The sequence below is a fragment of the Mucilaginibacter dorajii genome, assembly GCF_024808255.1.
Lineage (GTDB): Bacteria > Bacteroidota > Bacteroidia > Sphingobacteriales > Sphingobacteriaceae > Mucilaginibacter > Mucilaginibacter dorajii.
The window spans coordinates 88,835-107,968 of the sequence record NZ_JANTYS010000007.1; the positions used below are offsets into that span (position 1 = coordinate 88,835).

Consider the following 19,134-nt stretch of genomic DNA (forward strand, 5'->3'; position numbering starts at 1 on the left):
AATAACAACTTATTGCAAAAATCATCGCCTTGGAGCATGTTTTGTGTAGGGCGTTTTGTTATTAAAATTAGTTTATGTTGATATCATTTCCTGTTGCCGCAGCCAAAAACTCAGGATGGCTGTTAAATATCTCCGGAGCAACGGTATCAGCGCTTATTAAATCCCCTTATTTTTTAAATATTCGATGACTCACGTTAAGCAACTTACTTTTGCGGGTATAATTGTTACCCTCGGTATCATTTTTGGCGATATCGGCACCTCTCCCCTTTATGTTTTTCAAACCCTGCTTGTTGAAGGCGGCAAGGTTAATACCGCGCTGGTGTTAGGCTCTATCTCCTGCATCTTTTGGACCCTTACCCTGCAAACCACTTTTAAATACATTGTAATTACCCTGCAGGCCGATAATAAGGGCGAGGGTGGTATTTTTTCCCTTTACGCCCTGGTAAGGCGCTACGGCAAATGGCTGGCCATTCCGGCAATCATTGGTGCAGGTACACTGCTGGCCGACGGTATCATTACCCCTCCTATCTCGGTAACTTCGGCCATTGAAGGTTTAAACCTGGTGCCGTATTTTTCAAACGTGATCATCCCGGGTAATAACCTCATCCTTATTATCGTGATCATTATTATCATCCTGTTATTCTTTTTTCAACAGTTTGGCACCAAGGTGGTAGGCGCGGCTTTTGGGCCGGTAATGCTGCTTTGGTTTATCATGCTGGGCGTTTTAGGAACCCTGCAGGTGGCACATTACCCTACCATTTTTAAAGCGCTTAACCCGTATTACGGCGCGCATTTGCTAATGGATCATCCAAAGGGTTTCTGGCTGTTAGGTGCTGTGTTTTTGTGTACTACCGGTGCCGAAGCTTTATATTCCGATTTGGGTCATTGCGGTCGCAAAAACATCCAGGTGAGCTGGATCTTTGTTAAAACAACGCTGGTTTTAAACTATTTGGGCCAGGGTGCATGGGTGCTATCACAGGCTCCGGACAAAAACTTCACAGGCGTTAACCCGTTCTTTGAAATAGTACCTCACCAGTTTTTGATCCCAAGTATCGCTTTGGCTACCATGGCCACCATTATTGCCAGCCAGGCTTTGATCAGCGGCTCGTTCACACTCATAAGCGAGGCCGTGAGCATGAACTTTTGGCCACGTATCACCATTAAATATCCCTCAAATATTCGCGGTCAAATTTACATCCCCAGCATCAACTGGATCCTTTGTGTGGGTTGTATCCTGGTATCGTTGTACTTCCGCACCTCAAGCGCTATGACGGCGGCTTATGGCTTTAGTATTACCATAGCCATGCTGAGCACCACTATTTTAATGTATTACTTTATGCGCTACGTAAAGCATTGGCCGGTATGGCTGGTTACCATTATCCTTTGCGTGTTTTTATCGGTTGAATTTTCGTTTTTTGTGGCCAACGCCGTTAAGATCCTGAAAAGGCTGTTCTTTGTAGGGTTCGAGGTTGGATTGATCTTTACCATGTACATCTGGTTCAGGGCCAGGAAAATCAATAACCGCTTCCTGCATTTTATCGATATAAAAGATAAACTGCCATTATTAAATGCGCTTAGCGCCGATACTACGGTAAATAAATACGCCACACACCTTATCTACCTAACCAAGGCCAATAACAGCAAGCAAATAGAAGAGAAGATTATCTACTCTATTATGAGCCGTCGCCCTAAACGTGCCGATACCTATTGGTTTGTGCATATTGAAACCACGGCCGAGCCTTATACCATGGAGTACAGTGTTGACCAAATTGAGCCCGGTAAAGTGATCCGCATTGAATATCGCTTAGGTTTCAGGATTCAGCCGAGGGTGAACGTGCTGTTCCGTAACGTGGTAGAGCATATGGTAAAACGCGGCGAAGTTGATATCACCAGCAGATATACATCACTTAACGAATATAATATCCCTGCCGATTTTCGCTTTGTGATCATGGAAAAATTCCTGAGTTACAATAACCTGTTTAGCGTAAGTGAAGGCTTTATTTTGAACAGTTATTTCGCCATCAAGAAACTGGCCCAATCAGAAGCCAAAGCCTTTGGCCTGGACACCAGCGAAACCCGGATAGAAAAAATCCCGTTGGTAGTTAAGCCGGTGAGTAATTTGCATTTGAAAAGAATAGATCCGGTTTAGGTAGCAGTTAATTGGGTTGATTAGGTGAGTGATTGATTAAGTTTATCAGCCGCAACCAATCAACCCAATCAACCGCTCACTTAATCAACTAATTGTTTATTGGTGAGCCCGGTATTTGTTGCCGAAACAACATTAAAAACCAACGCATTGAAATGATGAAATAGAATCATTTGGTATGCCATAGTTTTCAACCCATGAATAATAACCTGGGCTAAAAACAGGGCCAACCGGTGTAGTAAGGTTAATGTCTTTATAAAATTGCCACCTGCCCGATACTACAATGAATGACGAGATCTGGTCGTTCCAGGCGTCGCCAACATAGGTGATATTAAGGTTAGTCCTGAAGTTGGCACCACCAAAATTTATATCCCAATAAACAACCACTTCTGGCAATTGAGCTGCTCCCGCAGTAAAGTCGCCTTCAATTGTCTTTGCTACTAATTCTGACATGATTTTTTGATTTGAATTTTGGCCTACTCTATTTGGTTTTCGGCATCCCCGTTGTTTTGATAAATCAAACTTAGGGCTTCGTCAAAAAGAAAACTACCGCTTTTATACCCAATTGAACAGGGTAAAAACACGGTAGTTAATTGTAAAAGTAAGGCACTTCAGCCAACGGTAAACAACAACCAACAGTTACGCCTCTTCCTTAAAGTAAACTTTATAAAAGTTCATGGCCTTACCATCGTCAAAACCTTTTTCAATCAGCTCTTTATCGCCATGGATGTAGATGTGGAAGTTTTTATCAAGCTTTAAAACGCTTTTATAATCGCGGGCTTGCTTTTTAACCGCATTGCCAGAAATTTCGAAGGTATTGGCAATGGGGGTATCAAACTCCTGCTCGTACTGGTTTTTGAAGTTTTTGAACGATTCTATGGCCTCGGGGTTGCCAATCACCTCATTGCCAAACTCATCCATATCAAAAGTTTCCTTTTCCTTAAAGTACTTCATCGATCTGTTAAGCAGGTCTATTTTATCGGCCTTGCTCATTTCAAACTGATCGTCGAGCTTTTCGGTTACAAAGTTTTTGTATATCCCCAGGGTATTGCTGGTTTGGTTATAGCTATCGTTACGGATCTTCACCTGTAAAAACTGGTCTTTCCAGTACACGGCGGCTTCCTGTCCGCCATTGGTTTTATCAACCACAACTACCTTGTAGCCATTCTCTTTTTCAATATTGAAAATCAGTACGCCTTTATCCAATTTATTAATATTGATGGCATCCTGCTCATAATCAACCTGGAAACCACCTTTGTCCGGGTAAACCTTTAAGTAGGTCTCCTTATTTTCTGATTTGAAAATGCCAATAGCATCCAGCGGATTACCTTCAATTTGCACCTTGTTAAAATAAACCACGTACAATTCGCCGCCTTTAATATTGGGGTGAGTGGTTACCTTAAACAGGTGCTTGGCTATTTTTTCAGATGCTTCATGAAACTTTTCGGGATCTTCAAAAGCCATGGTAGCAAAATGGTGAATTTCGTTAAGCGCCAGATCACTGCTGTGCATCAGGTGGTAAACCTCGTTCACTTTTTCAAAAGGCTTTAAAAAATACTGCATCAACAGGTTAGGGATAATTTCGTCCTTTAACTCCAGCGGGGCGTCAGACAAAGCGTACATTTCATCCTGCACAGGATTACCAACATGATGTACCGAAATAGTATTAAGCGAGGCTTCAAAAAAAGTTACCATAATTACTGCAAAGGTAGTTTTTTTAGTCATTGGGTCATTTGCCTCGCGTCATTAAGTCATTGAAAAGTAGTTGATGGTTTACGATTCATAGTTGAGGCTAATTTGTTTTACTTTTGCGTTTGAAGGATGATTGGTTGCTGCCATGATCCATGAACCATCAGCTATGAATACTCACAACTCACAACTCACAACTCACAACTCAGAAGATACCATCGTTGCCCTTGCTACCCCCAACGGGATTGGAGCTATAGCCGTGATCCGCCTTTCGGGGCTGGATGCTATTGCCATTGCCAACAGTGTTTGGAAGGGAAAGGATTTAACCAAACAGGCATCGCATACCATTCACTTTGGCCATATTGTTGATGGCGACCTGGTGCTCGACGAAGTGCTGGCCTCATTATTTGTTGCCCCCAAATCATACACCCGCGAAAACGTGGTAGAAATTTCCTGCCATGCATCGGGCTATATCATTGAATCGATTATTAAGCTATTCATCAAAAAAGGCGCAAGGAGCGCAAAACCGGGCGAATTTACCCTGCGCGCGTTCCTGAACGGTCAGCTGGACCTATCACAAGCCGAAGCCGTTGCCGATTTGATAGCCTCAAACTCTAAAGCATCGCAACAGGTTGCCTTGCAGCAACTGCGCGGCGGCTTTAGTACCCAGTTACAATTGCTGCGCGAACAATTGGTAAATTTCGCCTCATTAATTGAACTGGAACTGGACTTTGCCGAGGAAGACGTAGAGTTTGCCAACCGTGACCAATTGAAAAACCTCATCCACGAGATCACCAAAATAGTGGGCCGCTTAATCCAATCGTTTGAGTTGGGCAATGCCATCAAGAATGGTGTAAATACGGTAATTGCCGGCAGACCGAACGCAGGTAAATCAACTTTGCTTAACGCCCTGCTTAATGAGGAACGCGCCATTGTAAGCCATATTCCCGGCACCACCCGCGATACGATAGAAGAAGTGCTGAATATTCAAGGCATCAACTTCAGGCTGATAGATACCGCCGGCATCCGCGAGGCAACTGATGCCATCGAGCAGATAGGCGTACAGCGTACTATGGAAAAGATCAGCCAATCGGCCCTTTTGGTTTATGTGTTTGATGCTACCGAAATTACAATTGAAGAGTTGAACAGCGACATAGAAAGCCTGCAAAAGCCGGGGATAACCATGTTATTGGTAGCTAATAAAATGGATTTGTTAGAGTCGGAAAGTCCGGAAGACCGGAAGTCCGAAAGTTTAGCATCCGGCAAAATACAAAACATCGGCGATTTCTTCCGGACTTCCGGTCTTCCGGACTTCCGGACAATTTCTATCTCTGCTAAGGAAAAACAACATATTGACGAGCTTAAACAAAAGATCTACTCATCGGCAATTAAAGACCAGCTAAGCGGCGACGAAACCCTGGTAACCAACATCCGCCATCTGGAAGCCCTCCAAAAAACGGAAGAAGCCTTAATAAGGGTGTTAGGCGGTATTGATGGGAGTATTACCTCAGATTTCCTATCGATGGACATCAAGCAATCGCTGCACTATTTAGGCGAGATCACCGGTGTGGTTACTACCGATGATTTGTTGGAGAATATATTTAGTAAGTTTTGTATCGGAAAATAAATCGTGATAAAAAGCTTAACTCCGGTACTTGCTCCAGCTTAATCGATTTCTCTTTTTTACTTACTACTAAACCTTTAAATTCCTAAATTGCCTTCTCTATAACAACAACCTATGAAGAGCAAGTTCCAATTTATACAATGTTTAACATTGCTAACAGCCATCATACTATTTAGCAAAATAACCTACGCCCAGGAAACTTTCACTGCTAAAACAGCCCATAAATGGGTTAAAGCTGCAAGCTGGAAAAACGGGCTGAAATTAAACCTGCATCCCTCAACCAATGAGCTTGAATTTGCCAAACAATACCAGGCCAATAAAGCAGTGTGGGACAAGGCCTTTACATTTCTACGTGAACAAGACCTTGAAAAATTAGCCCCCGGAAAATACCCCATCGACGGAGATAATGCATATGCTTCTATCACTGAAGCGCCTTCAAAGGAGTTTGAACAATCGGGCTGGGAATCGCACAAAAACTATATCGATCTGCAATATGTAATCCGTGGCCAGGAAAAGATTGGCGTTATACCCATAGAAAGCGCGACAGTTACTTCCCCTTATGACGCCACCAAAGACGGCGCTAAATACAGCGGAGAAGGAAAATATTACATAGCTACGCCTAAAGAGTTTTTCCTGTTTTTTCCTGCCGATGTACATCGCCCCAATATTAAGATAGAGGGGTATGATGTAGTTAAAAAACTGGTAATTAAGATTAAGGTTGCTAACTAAGCTATTATATTTCCATATCAACCAGGGCAAACGCATCTAATTGGGTTAACATAACTTAACACATTTCAGATACAACACACTATAATTATCTGATAATCAATATTTTATATTTTTAACAGGGTTAACACTAAGCTGATGTATCGCGCAATTTAGGCGCATCCAAATATTTGTGCCTGTTGTTGGCCAATACAAGTCCATTCGATACCTGGATCATTTAACCGGAACTAGGCCCCCGTTAACTATTTAGATGCGTTTGCCTTGCCATATCAACGTTTTAATAAACGCCGATATGAAGATACTTTTATATTCCCGAAAAATCGCCGATCTGTTCGGTTTTTACCAGTTGCCGCACATCAAAACCTTTATTGGCTGCTCTTACCACTAATTGGTTATACGTTTGATCATCGAGTGTCGGTCGCCGGCTCAGGATCCATAAATACCTGCGGTTGGGGTGGCCAACTACGGCATAACTGTAATCTTTAGCCAGGTCAATAATCCAGTATTTCCCCTTAAAGGGCCAAAAAAATTGCACAGCCAGCTTTGAATTGGTGCCTTTATCAGTGATCCAGGCCTTGCCTTCGGTTACTTTTAATTTATTATCCTTAATACACCTGTTTTTTACAATAACAGAGCCATCGGCATTTAAGCCATAGGTGGCCGAGGTACAAGAGCAGCCTTTTTCAAAGGGCTGCGGAAAAGCGGCTATCTCAAACCAGGTACCCAAATATTTTTTTATATCAACGAAGTTTACAGTTTTTAATGGTTTTTCTGCAGCGGCATGCAGTGCTAAAGCAGTTAAACCTAAGGCAACAGAGGTTGCTAAAATTTCTTTCTTCATACAACAATAACGATTAGCCCATGTAAAAAGTTTAACCTATAAACACATATTTTACGCCTGCAACCCGGTAAATTATTTAATTACCTTTGTGCCAAAGCATTAAAATTGGGCAAAACAGCATCATTAAAACAAAACATGATTGTAAGTATTTTAGGCTGTGGCTGGTACGGCATGGCATTGGCCAAAGCATTACTAAATGATGGCATGCGGGTAAAAGGCTCTACCACATCTGCCGAAAAGATGGAGCCGCTTGCTGCTGATGGTATTGAGCCTTACCAAATCAATTTTGTTGTACACGAGGAGGTTTACAGTCCGGCTTTTTTTGATTGCGATGTATTGTTTATCGCTATCCCGCCCAAAGCGCGATCTGGTGAGGGGGCATTTTTTATTTATAAAATAAAGAACGCTATCGACTGCATCAAACTCAATAACGTGCAAAATGTGGTATTCATCAGTTCGACCGGTGTTTATGCCGATTTGAACGCCGAAGTTGATGAACTAAGTAATCCCCAACCTAATACCGAAGCCGGCAAAGTGCTCTTTGCGGCCGAAGAACTCTTCCGGACCGAAACCAGCTTTAAAACAACCATTATCCGCTTTGCGGGTCTGATTGGACCAGGCAGAAATCCGGGCCGATTTTTTGCCGGTAAAAAAGATATTCCCAACGGCGATGCGCCTGTTAACCTGATCCATTTGGATGATTGTATTGGTTTGAGCAAGGCTATTTTGCAAAAGCAGGCTTTTGGATATTTATTTAATGGCTGCTCACCAGTTCATCCTAAAAAATCTGAATTTTATACCAAAGCCGCTATTGATTCAGGGCTGGTAGCACCTCAATTTATTGACGAATTAAAAGAGTGGAAAATTGTAAAAAGTGTGCATGTGGAGGCCGTATTAGGGTATCAGTTTAAAGGCATTTGACACTTTGCTACGCGTGTACACAGCTGTCGCGAGTTTAGTGCAACGTAACTCGTGGCTTGTTAATTTAAGTTTTCAACTTAAATTATGTGTAACCTGAGAATATGTAATTTAAGTTGAAAACTTAAATACATATTCCACGAGTTACGCTATGCTAAACTCGCGGTAGCTAAGCTAACAAATACAAATCAATGAAAGACTTACGAAGTTTCTAAAACTTCATAAGTCTGGTATGCAATCCTCCTATATTGCCTTCACCGGCTTATCCCCCATCACAAATACCAACCTTCCACCTTTGGTAATTTCCTGGTGACTGATGTAATTTTTTAAATAAGGTCTGCCATTTAAGCTGATTCTTTGCACGTATTTGTTGGTGATCGATAAGCCTTTCGCTTCAATCACAAAGCTTTTATTACCGGCTAAAGCCAATGTGATCTTATTTAGCTGCGGTGCCCCAAACACATACCTGCCATCGGCGGGGTTAACCGGGTAAAAGCCCATCGCCGTAAAAATATACCAGGCCGACATTTGCCCGCAATCGTCATTACCGGATAGGCCGTCGGGCTTGTTCTGGTAAAACTGATCGGAGATTTGCCTCACCAGGCGCTGCGTTTTGGATGGGTCGCCGGCAAGGGTGTATAGGTATGCGATATGATGATTAGGCTCATTACCATGCGCGTACTGCCCTATCAAGCCGGTAACATCCAGCGTTGATCCTTTCCCAAACACTTTGGAATCCATGGTAAACAGCGAATCGAGCTTGGCTAAGAATGGCTTCTTCCCTCCCATTAGTTTGATCAAACCGGGAATATCCTGTTGCACCTGCCATGTATATTGCCAGGCATTGCCTTCGGTATAATCGCCGCCAATGGCCAGCTGACCGCTATCTAAATTGGCAAAAGGCCGCACCCAGTTACCATCCGCCAGTTTACCACGCATCAGGTTGGTTGATCTATCAAACAGGTTATTGTAAAATCCGGATCTTTTGATAAAGTAATTATAGTCGGCAGTTTTATGAAGCGATTTGGCCAGTTGGGCGGCGCACCAGTCGTCATAAGCGGCCTCAAGGGTGCGGGAAACTGCCTCACGCTTTACGCTGTCAGATGGCAGGTAACTATATTTCATATACAGCCCCCAATCGTATTTTGGGTTTTTATTAGTGGTTAAGGTTGCCTTAATAGCCATAAAGGCCTGCTCCTTGTCAAAGCCTCTGATGCCTTTTAAACTGGCATCTGCGATCACCGGGATAGCATGGTTGCCAATCATGGCGTAGCTTTCCTTGCCAAACAAGGTCCACACGGGGAGTAGTTTGGTTACGCTGAAGTGTTGTAGCATAGTTTCTACCATTTGTCCATCCATATCCGGGCAAATGAGCGTATATAGCGGATGCGCCGCGCGGTAGGTATCCCAAAGCGACAGCGTTGAATAATAAACCTTATCTGCCGATTGACGCACCTTACCATCCGCACCGCGATATTTGCCATCTACATCGGCAATATTATTGGGCTGAATTAGGGCATGATATACACTGGTATAAAAAGCTATTTTTTGTTCTTCGCCGCCTTCTGCTTTGAGCTTTGCAAAATAACTTTCCCATATTTTAGCAGCCTCGGCCTTAACCTGCGCGAAGGTTTTACCAGTTGTTTCAGCGGCAAGGTTTTTACGGGCACCGTCGATACTCACGGTAGAGATGCCAACTTTAGCTTCCACGGTTTCGCCGGGTTTTGTATCAAAATCTACGATTAGCCTCCGATGGGTTTCGCCGTCTATAAAGTGGGAACCGGTAAAAGCTTTGCTGAACTTCGCGGTAAAGAACACCTTTTTCTCTACCCATTGGCTGGTAAAAGCATAGCCACTTACACTGGTTTTACTATCAATGCTGATACTACCTTCAGACACATGCTCATTCAATTGTTCGGCATCCTCTACCAAACCGCTTTGCATATCTATCAATATATGCGATTTGCCGGCCTTTGTAAAAGTGTACCGATGAACACCCGTATGTGCCGTTGCCGTTAGCTCAACTTTAACCTGGTGATCACTTAACTCCACCTCATAGTACCCCGGCGAGGCCTTTTCTGTTTGATGCGAGAATTTACTCACGAATTTTGCCGGATCTTTTCCCTGGAAAGGAAAAAACAATACATCGCCCAGATCAACGCCGCCGGTGCCGCTGAGGTGGGTATGGGCAAAGCCCGTGATCACGGTATCTTCATAACGATAGCCCGAGCAATAGTTCCACCCGAAATTGCCAGTCTCCGGGCTCAGTTGCACCAGCCCGAACGGCACAGTAGCCCCCGGAAAAGTATGCCCCGTTGCCGATGTACCAATGAAGGGGTTCACATACCTGCCATAAGTTTGTGCATGGGCTCGAACGCCTATAGAAACAAGAAACAGTGCTAAACCGATTTTCAAAAGTCTCTTCAACTTCATGATCAGTATTTTATTGATGGAACATATAAACCTGCGGCTCTATTACCTTACCATCGGCCGATTTGATAACCAGCAGATCCTCTAACCTGTTCATATTATCGGCAATGTAATGGCCGGTTATAGCGTAGGCACCTTTTTTGAGATGCAGCATTCCTTTCTGAGGCTGGGCATATCTATCCTTACCCCGGTAAATGATCTGTTCGCCATTGATAAACAACGCCGGGCTAACCAGGAAATCCGAAGTAACCTGGTAATCACCATCGACATTGATGCGGATAAAGCCGTTTAATTTTACCCAGGTAAGGTTGCCATCTGTAACAGGCAATACCATTGGTGCTGCCGAATTGATGACGGCCATAGTAAACAGCTGCGTGGTATCTACCTTCTCAATATTATACTCTTTACTTTTGATGAGCCTGTAGCTAAAGCCCGGCGTAAGGGCAGCCTGGTCAATCACAACCGGGTTGATATCTACGTGCCGGATGGTGGCCTCCTGCAATACATGCTGTTTGTTTAAAGTCCAGGTGGTGTAGGTTTTAATGTTGAGGGTATCCTTCAGCATGGTGTTAATCTTGATAGGGAACAGCTGCGGTTTGGCGCTGCTATCGGGCATTTTGCCGTTGAGCGAGTAACGTACCTGCGCGCCCAATAATGGGTATTTAAGTACCAGGCCAAACTGATCGCTATTGGTAACAATGTTGTTCATCCCCACAATATCGGGCAGGCGGGCATTCCAGTTCCATAATTTAAAGTAGCCGTATTGCTGCTTCATTTTAAAATCAAACCTATCCAGGTTTTTATTCTCCTTTGCCGACCAGGTTAGCTCGGCCACGGCCAAAGCCCTTGGGTAAACCATGTATTGCAGGTGCGATGCCGTGGGGATCTTCTCGGCCCAGATATTACCCTGTGAGCCCAAAACATATTCGGCCTCTTCTGGACTCAACTCACTCGACATCGGCTCATAATTGTACACCATTTGCCAGGTTACGGTAGGGTTCCATCCTATCGGTTCCAGATCCTCACTGGCCTGCGGGGCATCAAAGTACATGTAAGGCAGCGGTGTCATGATCACATGGTGGTGCATTTTGGCGGCGGCTATACCACCGGCCTCGCCCTGCCAGCTCATCACCGTGGCCGATTCGGCTAAACCACCCTGCAGTATCTCGTCCCAGCCAACCAGCTTTTTATTTTTAGAGAGCAGGAATTTTTCTATCCGTTTAATAAAATAGCTCTGTACTTCCTTTTCGCTTTTCATGCCTTCTTTTTTCATTAAGGCAACAGCTGTCGGGCTTTTAAGCCAATCAACCATCTCGGCCTCATCGCCACCAATATGGATGTATTGGTTGGGAAAAAGGGCTATCACTTCGGTAAGCACATCCTCCATAAAAGTAAAGGTATGTTCACTTGGGTCCAGCATGCGCACACGGTGTTTGGCACCGGTCGAGTCCTGGCAGCCTAATTCGGGATAGGCAAAAATAGCGGCCTCGCTATGGCCGGGCATTTCAATTTCGGGCAGGATGCTTATAAACCTGTCCCGCGCGTATTTGATCACCTCACGAATTTCGTCCTGTGTATAAAAACCATCCTTGCCGCCACCATCAATCAAATTATCCAATTTGCGGAATTTGCCCTGCTTTTCATAATAGGTGATCTTAGCCCCAATTTCGGTCAGTTTGGGGTATTTATTGATCTGGATGCGCCAGCCTTCATCATCCGTTAAATGCCAGTGAAATACATTCAGCTTGTAATGGGCCATCACATCAATATACTGCTTCACCTCATCAACCGTAAAAAAATGCCTGCTTACATCCAAACTCAACCCACGCCATTGAAAACGAGGCTCATCGGCTACCGTACAAACAGCTACTTTTAGCGGGGCGATAGTTTTTGCAGGCAGTAACTGAATTAAGGACTGAACCCCGTAAAATACGCCGGCGCCTTTACCAAATACTTTTACGGTACCAGTACTTACATGTAGCGCGTATGAACCTTCTTTATCACCCGCCGTGGTAATTAACTGAATAGCTGCGCCCGCCGGCACTTTAGGGTAAACCTTCAGTTTTAAGTTGAGCTTATAATACTGAGTAAGGTAAGTTTGCAGGTATTTACCAACGGTCTCGCTTTCTTTATCAACCCCAATAACCGCTTTGCTGTTTAATAAAAACTGGCCTTTACCTTCGGTTAAGTGTAGGGGCTGTGGAATAATATGCAGCTGGGCCTTTACAGATAGCGATAAACAAATAGTGATAGCCAATACGGTTACCGATTTTATTTTTTGAAGATGATGATTGTGCATGGTGGCTATGGTGGCTGAGGAAATTAAATTTTAACAATGATCTTTTTGATATACAGGATCCAAACGGGAATGAAGATAAGGATAACCGTGAGGATTGCCGAAATAAGCGAGGCATTCTGCGGCGAAAAATTAGGTGTGAGCAAATGGAAGTACATATAGCTCCAGATATTGGTTTTATGCCCGTTATCCGTTACCGGGATAAGCGACAGTACCTCAGGGATCACATCGGCCAAAACATAGGCTGCTATGGCGTTACGACCGAATGCCAGGAATGGCGGCAGCAGTTTTTTGTAGCCTTTTATATCGATAATCCAGTAAGACAAAGACAAGATGATAATGGCCATCCCCGCGGTAAACAACACAAATGAGCTTGTCCACAATTGTTTATTGATAGGGAAAAACGTATTCCATATCAAGCCTAAAATAGCCAGCAGCACACCAGCGCCGGTGAGCTTAAAGATCTCGTTACCATTTTTAAGTGTATCACTTTTAAGCCAGGTGCCGGTAAACACCCCCAACAAACAGGTTCCAATAGCAGGGATAGTGCCCAATAGCCCCTCCGGGTCCCAGGTTTTGGATGCCTGCCACAGATGATTAGTGGTAAACACCATCCTATCGATGTAAGCGCCTAAATTGGTTTCTTTTTCCAAATTTGGATGAGACACGCCGGGCACTGGTACAAAGGTCATGATCAGATAATAACCGATTAAACAACACACAGCGATGATGATCTGCGTGCGGATATTGGTTTTCAAATACATGATAGCCGTAATGCCAAACACCACCCCAATACGCTGCAACACGCCAGGGAAGCGCAGATGCGCGAACTGAAATTCGCCAATCAGCGGCAAACAGATCCCCAAAGCTACAATGATAAGCGTACGGCGTAAAATGGAAAGCATCACCTTGCCATGGTTAGCCTCATCGGCTTTTTTGGCTTGCATGGCGTAAACAATGGATACCCCCACCATAAACAGGAAGAACGGAAAAACCAGGTCGGTTGGGGTGCAGCCGTTCCATTTGGAATGTTCCAGCGGCCAGTAAATATGCCCCCAGTCGCCGGGATCATTTACCAGGATCATGGCAGCAACGGTAAAGCCACGGAAAAAATCGAGCGAAAGTAACCTTGGTCTGCTGGTGCTGGCGGCTTTATCGCCAACTACGGTATCTGCCATGTTTTGTGTTTTTCATTTTTTATTTTCTGTAGAGACGCAATATTTTGCGTCTCCAGCTATACAGGGCGACCCTGCATATTCGATTTGCACACAGGAGACGCAAAATGTTGCGTCTCTACAGTAAAAATCGAAAAAAAATATTTAACTAACTCCGCTCTCACCCCCTTCAATTGCCATACATTAACAACAAACACCTATTTTTTCAAATCCCCTCTTGAGAGCAGGGCTGTTGCATTCTCTGCCAAATAGCGATGGGTTTGAAACCCATCGCCAAAAAAGCCTTGGAAAGTTGTCCCGCAGGCAGTTTTAGAGACATATTTAGGAGGCAAATTATATTATTACGATGGATTTTAAATGCACCAGTTCTATAAAACAGAGAATGCAACAGCCCTGCTCTTGAGAGGGGGCGCTATGGACCTGAGCGTTGGCAGGGGTGTGTTATGCAGCGTTCTCTGCATCGTGCAGAAACACACCCCTCCGCCCCTCTCAAGAGGGCAATCGCACAAACCCCCACGCTTTTGTCCTTGCTCCTTTATCCAAAAATCCTTTGTCCAAAAATTAATTCTTTTTACCCGGCACTCTTAACGTATATACAAAATGATAACTGCCGGATACTACTGCAAACTGCTCATCGTTGCCAACCTTTTTTATGTCGGTGATCTCTTTTACGGTGTTAATGTCCAATCCATTTTCGGTTATTGGGTCGGTTACCGATGGTAAAATAACCTGGGCTGTGGTATTGGGTGGCACGGTGATATCTAAGGTAAATATTCCCTGGTCAATTGTCCAGGCCGATTTAATTTTTCCGTACAAGGTTTCCAGCTCGGCCTGCGCCATAGTGAGCTTGCCACCCGGGTGCGGGGCGATGATAATTTTATGAAAGCCGGGGTCGTCCTCATCGGTATTAATACCGGCAACCACCCGGTACATCCAATCGCCAATGGCACCGTAGGCGTAATGGTTAAAAGAGTTCATTTCCGGGTCTTCAAAACTACCGTCGGGTTTAATACCGTCCCAACGTTCCCAAATGGTGGTAGCGCCGTTTTTAACAGGATACAGCCACGATGGGTATGATTCTTTCATTAGCAGGTCGTAAGCGATATCAGTGCGCCCAAAACGGCTTAAAACGTGGCAAATGTAGGGCGTACCTAAAAAGCCGGTAGTGATATGCTCATCATAATCTTCAATATTGCTCACCAGCCTTTTAGCGGCGCTTGCGCGTAGGTTTTCTGGCAGCATATCAAAATTGAGGGCCAGCACATAGGATGTTTGCGTACCTGATATCATACGCCCGTTTGGCGTTACATACTCACTGTTAAAGGCTTTTTTGATATTGTATAACAACTGCGTATAGGTTTGCACATCATCGCTATGCCCTAAAATGCGGGCCGCGTTAATAAGCAACTGGGTAGAGTGCGCGTAAAATGCCTGCGCTATCAGGTTTTTATCGGTAAGGGCGGCGCCATCCTCATAATTGGTGCCGGCGTAAAACAGCCAGTCGCCAAAGTGGTTACCGGTATCCCAAAGGTAATTGCGGCTATGGCGCTGAATATAACCTACCCAGGCTTTCATGCTGTTATATTGTTGCTGCAGTACCTGCTTATCATTATAGGCCAGGTAAATATTCCAGGGCGCTATGGTGGCCACATCGCTCCAGCCAGATGCGGCGGATAGTGTACTATCCAGCATATTGGGGATTACATAAGGTACCGCGCCGTCTTTATGCTGATCGGCCGACAGATCTTTTAACCATTTGGTAAAAAACCCGGCCACATCCATGTTAAAAGTAGCTGTACGGCAAAAGGCCTGGGCATCACCCGTCCAGCCCATGCGTTCATCGCGTTGCGGGCAATCGGTTGGTACATCTATAAAATTACCTTTTTGTCCCCATTGAATATTGTGCTGCAATTGGTTAACCAGTTTGTTTGAGGTAGAAAAGCTACCCGTTTGCGCCATATCCGAATACAAAGCGTAAGCAGCTACATTGGTTGAATCAAGCGGACCGGTATACCCTACTATCTTCATAAACCTAAATCCCTGGAAAGTAAAATGAGGTTCATAGGTTTCCACACTATCGCTTTTAAAAACATAGGTTATTTCCTGTTTGGCAGTACGCAGGTTTTTAGTGTAAAAATTTCCTTTTTGATCGAGCACCTCGGCATGATACAGCCGCACCGTGTCGCCCGCTTTTCCCTGTAATTTAAATTGTACCCAGCCTACCAGGTTTTGGCCAAAATCAACTACCCGCTCGCCTGCCGGGGTGGTAAGTACTTTAAGCGGACTAAACTTTTCGTGTTTTTTAACCGTAGGGCCAGATGTGGCTATCAAATTGGCTTTTATCGTCGTATCTGTTTTTACCGTATCCCAGGTAGCATCTTTATAAGTGCCGGTAGCCCATCCCGGTTTCTGCTTACGGGCATCATACACTTCGCCATCAAAAAACGAAGAAGAACGGATTGGGCCGTATGCTACCTTCCAGGTTTTATCAGAGTTGATGATTTCGCGCTGTCCGTTGGTATAAACCACCTCTAACTGGCAAAGCAAGCCCAGTTTTTTGCCATACACATTTTTTTTGCGGTTATACGTATAACCCCGGTACCAGCCATCGCCAATGGTTACGCCTATGGCATTAAGGCCTTTTAAAATGCTTGAGGTAACATCATATACATTGTATTGCAGGCGCTTGTTGTAGCTTGTCCACCCCGGTGCAAAATAATCATCGCCTACACGCTTACCATTTATCTGTGCTTCAAAAACGCCATGAGCGGTGATGTATAAATGAGCAGCACGAATTTTACGATCGAGCTTAAATGTTTTGCGGAACATGGGTGCCGGGCCGCCGGTTGTATCAGATAGGTAGGTATCCTGAATCCATTGGGCCGTCCAGTCGGTTTTCTTTAACAGGCCCATTTTCCAGAAGTTAACCATACTCCAGGGGCTTACCTGGTTTTTGTTGTTCCATACCCGCACCTGCCAGTAAACCTTTTGGCGCGAACCCAGCATTGGGCCGCCATAATAAATTTGTATGGATTGAGGGGAATAGATACGCCCCGTACCCCAGATGATATCCTTGCCTTTGGTTAATGATACGGCATTGCTGCCTACCCTGATCTCGTATGAAGTTTGCTGTACACCCCTATCCTGGGTAATGAGTTTCCAGCTTAGCCTTGGGTTGGCGGCGTCAACAGCTATAGGATTGGTTTTGTATTCGCAGATGAGGTTTTCAACCCTTAAAGGAACCGGCAAGGGTTGTACCTGCGAGAAGGTTTTGGCCTGTAAAAGAAATAGTAAAACGGTACTTAAGCCTGCTTTTTTAAGCACGCCCATTATTTGAATATAATTCATGCCATTAAATATAGCTTAAGAACGGATTTTGTTTTAATACCATACATATTTTAGCCGCGCTGCAGGTAAAAATGATGTGGTAATTGCAATATAGATATATAAACGCTCTGCAAATAGATTGTCATTGTTTTTTGCCATAGTATACATAGTTTAAATGGACATCCGCTAAACGCCGGCTACGACTCACCCGGCCTACGCTTCGCTGGGCCACCCTCTCTCCGGCAAGCCGCAAAGAGGAAAACAAAACAAAAATCCCCCACCCCTCTATGCGGCGCAGCCGGAGAGAGGGGAAGACGGGCGAAGCCGAGTCGGGGTGAGTCGTCTACGCCTTGTTTAAATCATGCTTTCATTCGGCGTCCACGAGATTTATAAATTGCATAACACAATTTAATTATAACCTGCAGTTTCCACGCAAATGCTCCTTGATATTTGTTCTGTTATATCAATGCTCCAGGTTACCTTCGTTCAACGGATATTGGAAAAGAAGCCGAATATTACTGTACGCCGCCGAATTGATTGTCCAGTAATCCTTTTTAAATGCTTTTTCCCTTACGGCATGTGCGGTCATTACGTCTTTAGCTTTCCCGGTACGCAACAGGTCAAACCAGCGGTGGTTTTCAAAAGCCAACTCTACCTGCCGCTCATGGGCTATAGCATCGCGAAAAGCGGCCTGGTTCGAAACATCCAGCGCGGGATCGGCATTTCCTATAGATTTATCTTCCAAACCGGCACGCTCCCTTACCAGGTTTAGATATTTAAAAGCATCGCCACCTGCAAAACCCTGTTCGTTAAGGCATTCGGCCAGCATCAGGTAAACATCAGCATACCTGTAAACCGGGAAATCATTAGCTGTTACCCCCTGCACCGCACTTTTACTCACATACTTTTTAATGAAGGGTAAATCAAAACCATACTCGTCAGATGTAAAATCAACTAACGACGCATCTTTACGGTTATCACCATCTTCATAAGCATTTATCAAATCCTGGGTGGGGATGTTCCAGCCATTTTGAGCGTTGTTACCTATGTAGTAACCGGTAATATCATTATCATAATAATCCCATGGAATAAATGTATCCACAAAATCGCTCCCCAGGCCGTTATTACCCTCCTGGTACTGGATCTCAAAGATCGATTCGGGGCCGTTTTTCTTTGTGATATCAAAGTTATCGGCATAATCGGCATTTAAGCGGTATACGTTAGATGCTATAACCGCACGCAGGAGCGGTATGGCCAGGTCGAACTTCTTTTGGGTCATGTATACCTCGGCAAGCATGGTTTCGGCGGTACCTTTGGTCACCCGGCCCTTATCGGCAGCGCTGGGGTAGCTAACCGGTAATTTGGTTACGGCTGCCTGCGCATCGGCAATAATAGAAGTATAAATATTAGCCGCCGCGGTTTTGGTCGCTATTTTATAGGCATCCCCTACCGATTGCACCTCGGTAAGCACCAGTGGGATATCGCCAAACATGCGTACCAGGTTAAAATAGTTAAAGGCTCTTAAAAACAAGGCCTGTCCGGCTATGGTATCGGCAGCCGCGGCAGGCAGGTTTGCGGCAGGCAAACGCCCCAGGATCACGTTGCAACGGCCTATATCGGTATACCCCGATTCGAAAAAGGCGGCAACCATATCATTGTTATTCAGTTCCCGAAATTCATCTATTTCCATTTTATTGGTTCCTGACTGGTCGTAGGGGTCATATTCATAAGAGGTATTATCTGACCGCATTTCGCCCAGTGCCCAAAACGTGCCATTATATAAACCCTGCAGTGGCGCATATGCGCCATTTACGGCCTGTTTAAACTGGGCAGTTGTTTTATAAAAATTGGTTGTATTTTGAGTAACGGTAGGTTGAAGGTCAAGGTAATCCTTTTTACACCCGGCTATACCAAACGCGGCAAGGATTAAAAAGAGGTATGTAATTTTTTTCATGTCGTCAG

Annotated in this window: 12 protein-coding genes; 4 read left to right on the top strand and 8 right to left on the bottom strand. The window is 44.5% G+C overall.

The features are described 5' to 3' along the window. Nucleotides 1-184 precede the first annotated feature (184 nt). The gene (locus FHS10_RS11275) at nt 185-2,149 is read left to right on the top strand and encodes a KUP/HAK/KT family potassium transporter (RefSeq protein ID WP_259090535.1); all 1,965 of its coding nucleotides are present in this window, start codon (nt 185-187) and stop codon (nt 2,147-2,149) included. Nucleotides 2,150-2,281: 132 nt separating this feature from the next. Here the strand turns inward: FHS10_RS11275 and FHS10_RS11280 are convergent, their stop codons facing one another. Both FHS10_RS11280 and FHS10_RS11285 read right to left on the bottom strand, forming a co-directional pair. Beyond that, nucleotides 2,282-2,599 (bottom strand): peptidase inhibitor family I36 protein, encoded by a 318-nt coding sequence (locus FHS10_RS11280; protein ID WP_259090536.1) that lies wholly within the window; start codon nt 2,597-2,599, stop codon nt 2,282-2,284. 186 nt (nt 2,600-2,785) lie between these two features. Next, a complete protein-coding gene (locus FHS10_RS11285) occupies nt 2,786-3,841 on the bottom strand; it encodes a nucleoid-associated protein (RefSeq protein ID WP_259090967.1) in 1,056 nt (351 codons plus the stop codon). Nucleotides 3,842-4,004: 163 nt separating this feature from the next. Between FHS10_RS11285 and mnmE the strand changes: the two genes are divergently transcribed. Both mnmE and FHS10_RS11295 read left to right on the top strand, forming a co-directional pair. Beyond that, on the top strand, nt 4,005-5,462 hold the full coding sequence (gene mnmE, locus FHS10_RS11290; protein ID WP_259090538.1) for a tRNA uridine-5-carboxymethylaminomethyl(34) synthesis GTPase MnmE: 1,458 nt from the start codon (nt 4,005-4,007) through the stop codon (nt 5,460-5,462). Between the two features lie 111 nt (nt 5,463-5,573). After that, entirely contained in the window at nt 5,574-6,188 is a 615-nt protein-coding gene (locus FHS10_RS11295; protein ID WP_259090539.1) for a NanQ anomerase/TabA/YiaL family protein, read from the top strand. 301 nt (nt 6,189-6,489) lie between these two features. Here the strand turns inward: FHS10_RS11295 and FHS10_RS11300 are convergent, their stop codons facing one another. After that, complete coding sequence (locus FHS10_RS11300; protein WP_259090540.1) at nt 6,490-7,026, bottom strand: lipocalin family protein; 537 nt, start codon at nt 7,024-7,026, stop codon at nt 6,490-6,492. 135 nt (nt 7,027-7,161) lie between these two features. Here FHS10_RS11300 and FHS10_RS11305 point away from each other — a divergent pair, with 135 nt between their 5' ends. After that, nucleotides 7,162-7,947, top strand: a complete 786-nt coding sequence (locus FHS10_RS11305) for an SDR family oxidoreductase (protein WP_259090542.1) — start codon at nt 7,162-7,164, stop codon at nt 7,945-7,947. 240 nt (nt 7,948-8,187) lie between these two features. Here the strand turns inward: FHS10_RS11305 and FHS10_RS11310 are convergent, their stop codons facing one another. The 5 genes from FHS10_RS11310 to FHS10_RS11330 all read right to left on the bottom strand — a co-directional run bounded on the left by FHS10_RS11310 (nt 8,188) and on the right by FHS10_RS11330 (nt 19,126). Continuing rightward, the gene (locus FHS10_RS11310) at nt 8,188-10,377 is read right to left on the bottom strand and encodes a GH92 family glycosyl hydrolase (protein WP_259090547.1); all 2,190 of its coding nucleotides are present in this window, start codon (nt 10,375-10,377) and stop codon (nt 8,188-8,190) included. 10 nt (nt 10,378-10,387) lie between these two features. Continuing rightward, nucleotides 10,388-12,673 (bottom strand): beta-N-acetylhexosaminidase, encoded by a 2,286-nt coding sequence (locus tag FHS10_RS11315; RefSeq protein WP_259090549.1) that lies wholly within the window; start codon nt 12,671-12,673, stop codon nt 10,388-10,390. Nucleotides 12,674-12,696: 23 nt separating this feature from the next. Continuing rightward, nucleotides 12,697-13,848 carry an acyltransferase family protein gene (locus tag FHS10_RS11320; protein WP_259090551.1) on the bottom strand — a complete coding sequence of 384 codons (1,152 nt, stop codon included), beginning with the start codon at nt 13,846-13,848 and terminating at the stop codon, nt 12,697-12,699. A 558-nt stretch (nt 13,849-14,406) separates the two neighbouring features. Then, nucleotides 14,407-17,193, bottom strand: coding sequence for a family 78 glycoside hydrolase catalytic domain (locus FHS10_RS11325; RefSeq protein WP_259090552.1), 2,787 nt, complete (start codon nt 17,191-17,193; stop codon nt 14,407-14,409). A gap of 442 nt (nt 17,194-17,635) precedes the next feature. Further along, nucleotides 17,636-19,126 (bottom strand): RagB/SusD family nutrient uptake outer membrane protein, encoded by a 1,491-nt coding sequence (locus tag FHS10_RS11330; protein WP_259090553.1) that lies wholly within the window; start codon nt 19,124-19,126, stop codon nt 17,636-17,638. Nucleotides 19,127-19,134 lie beyond the last annotated feature (8 nt).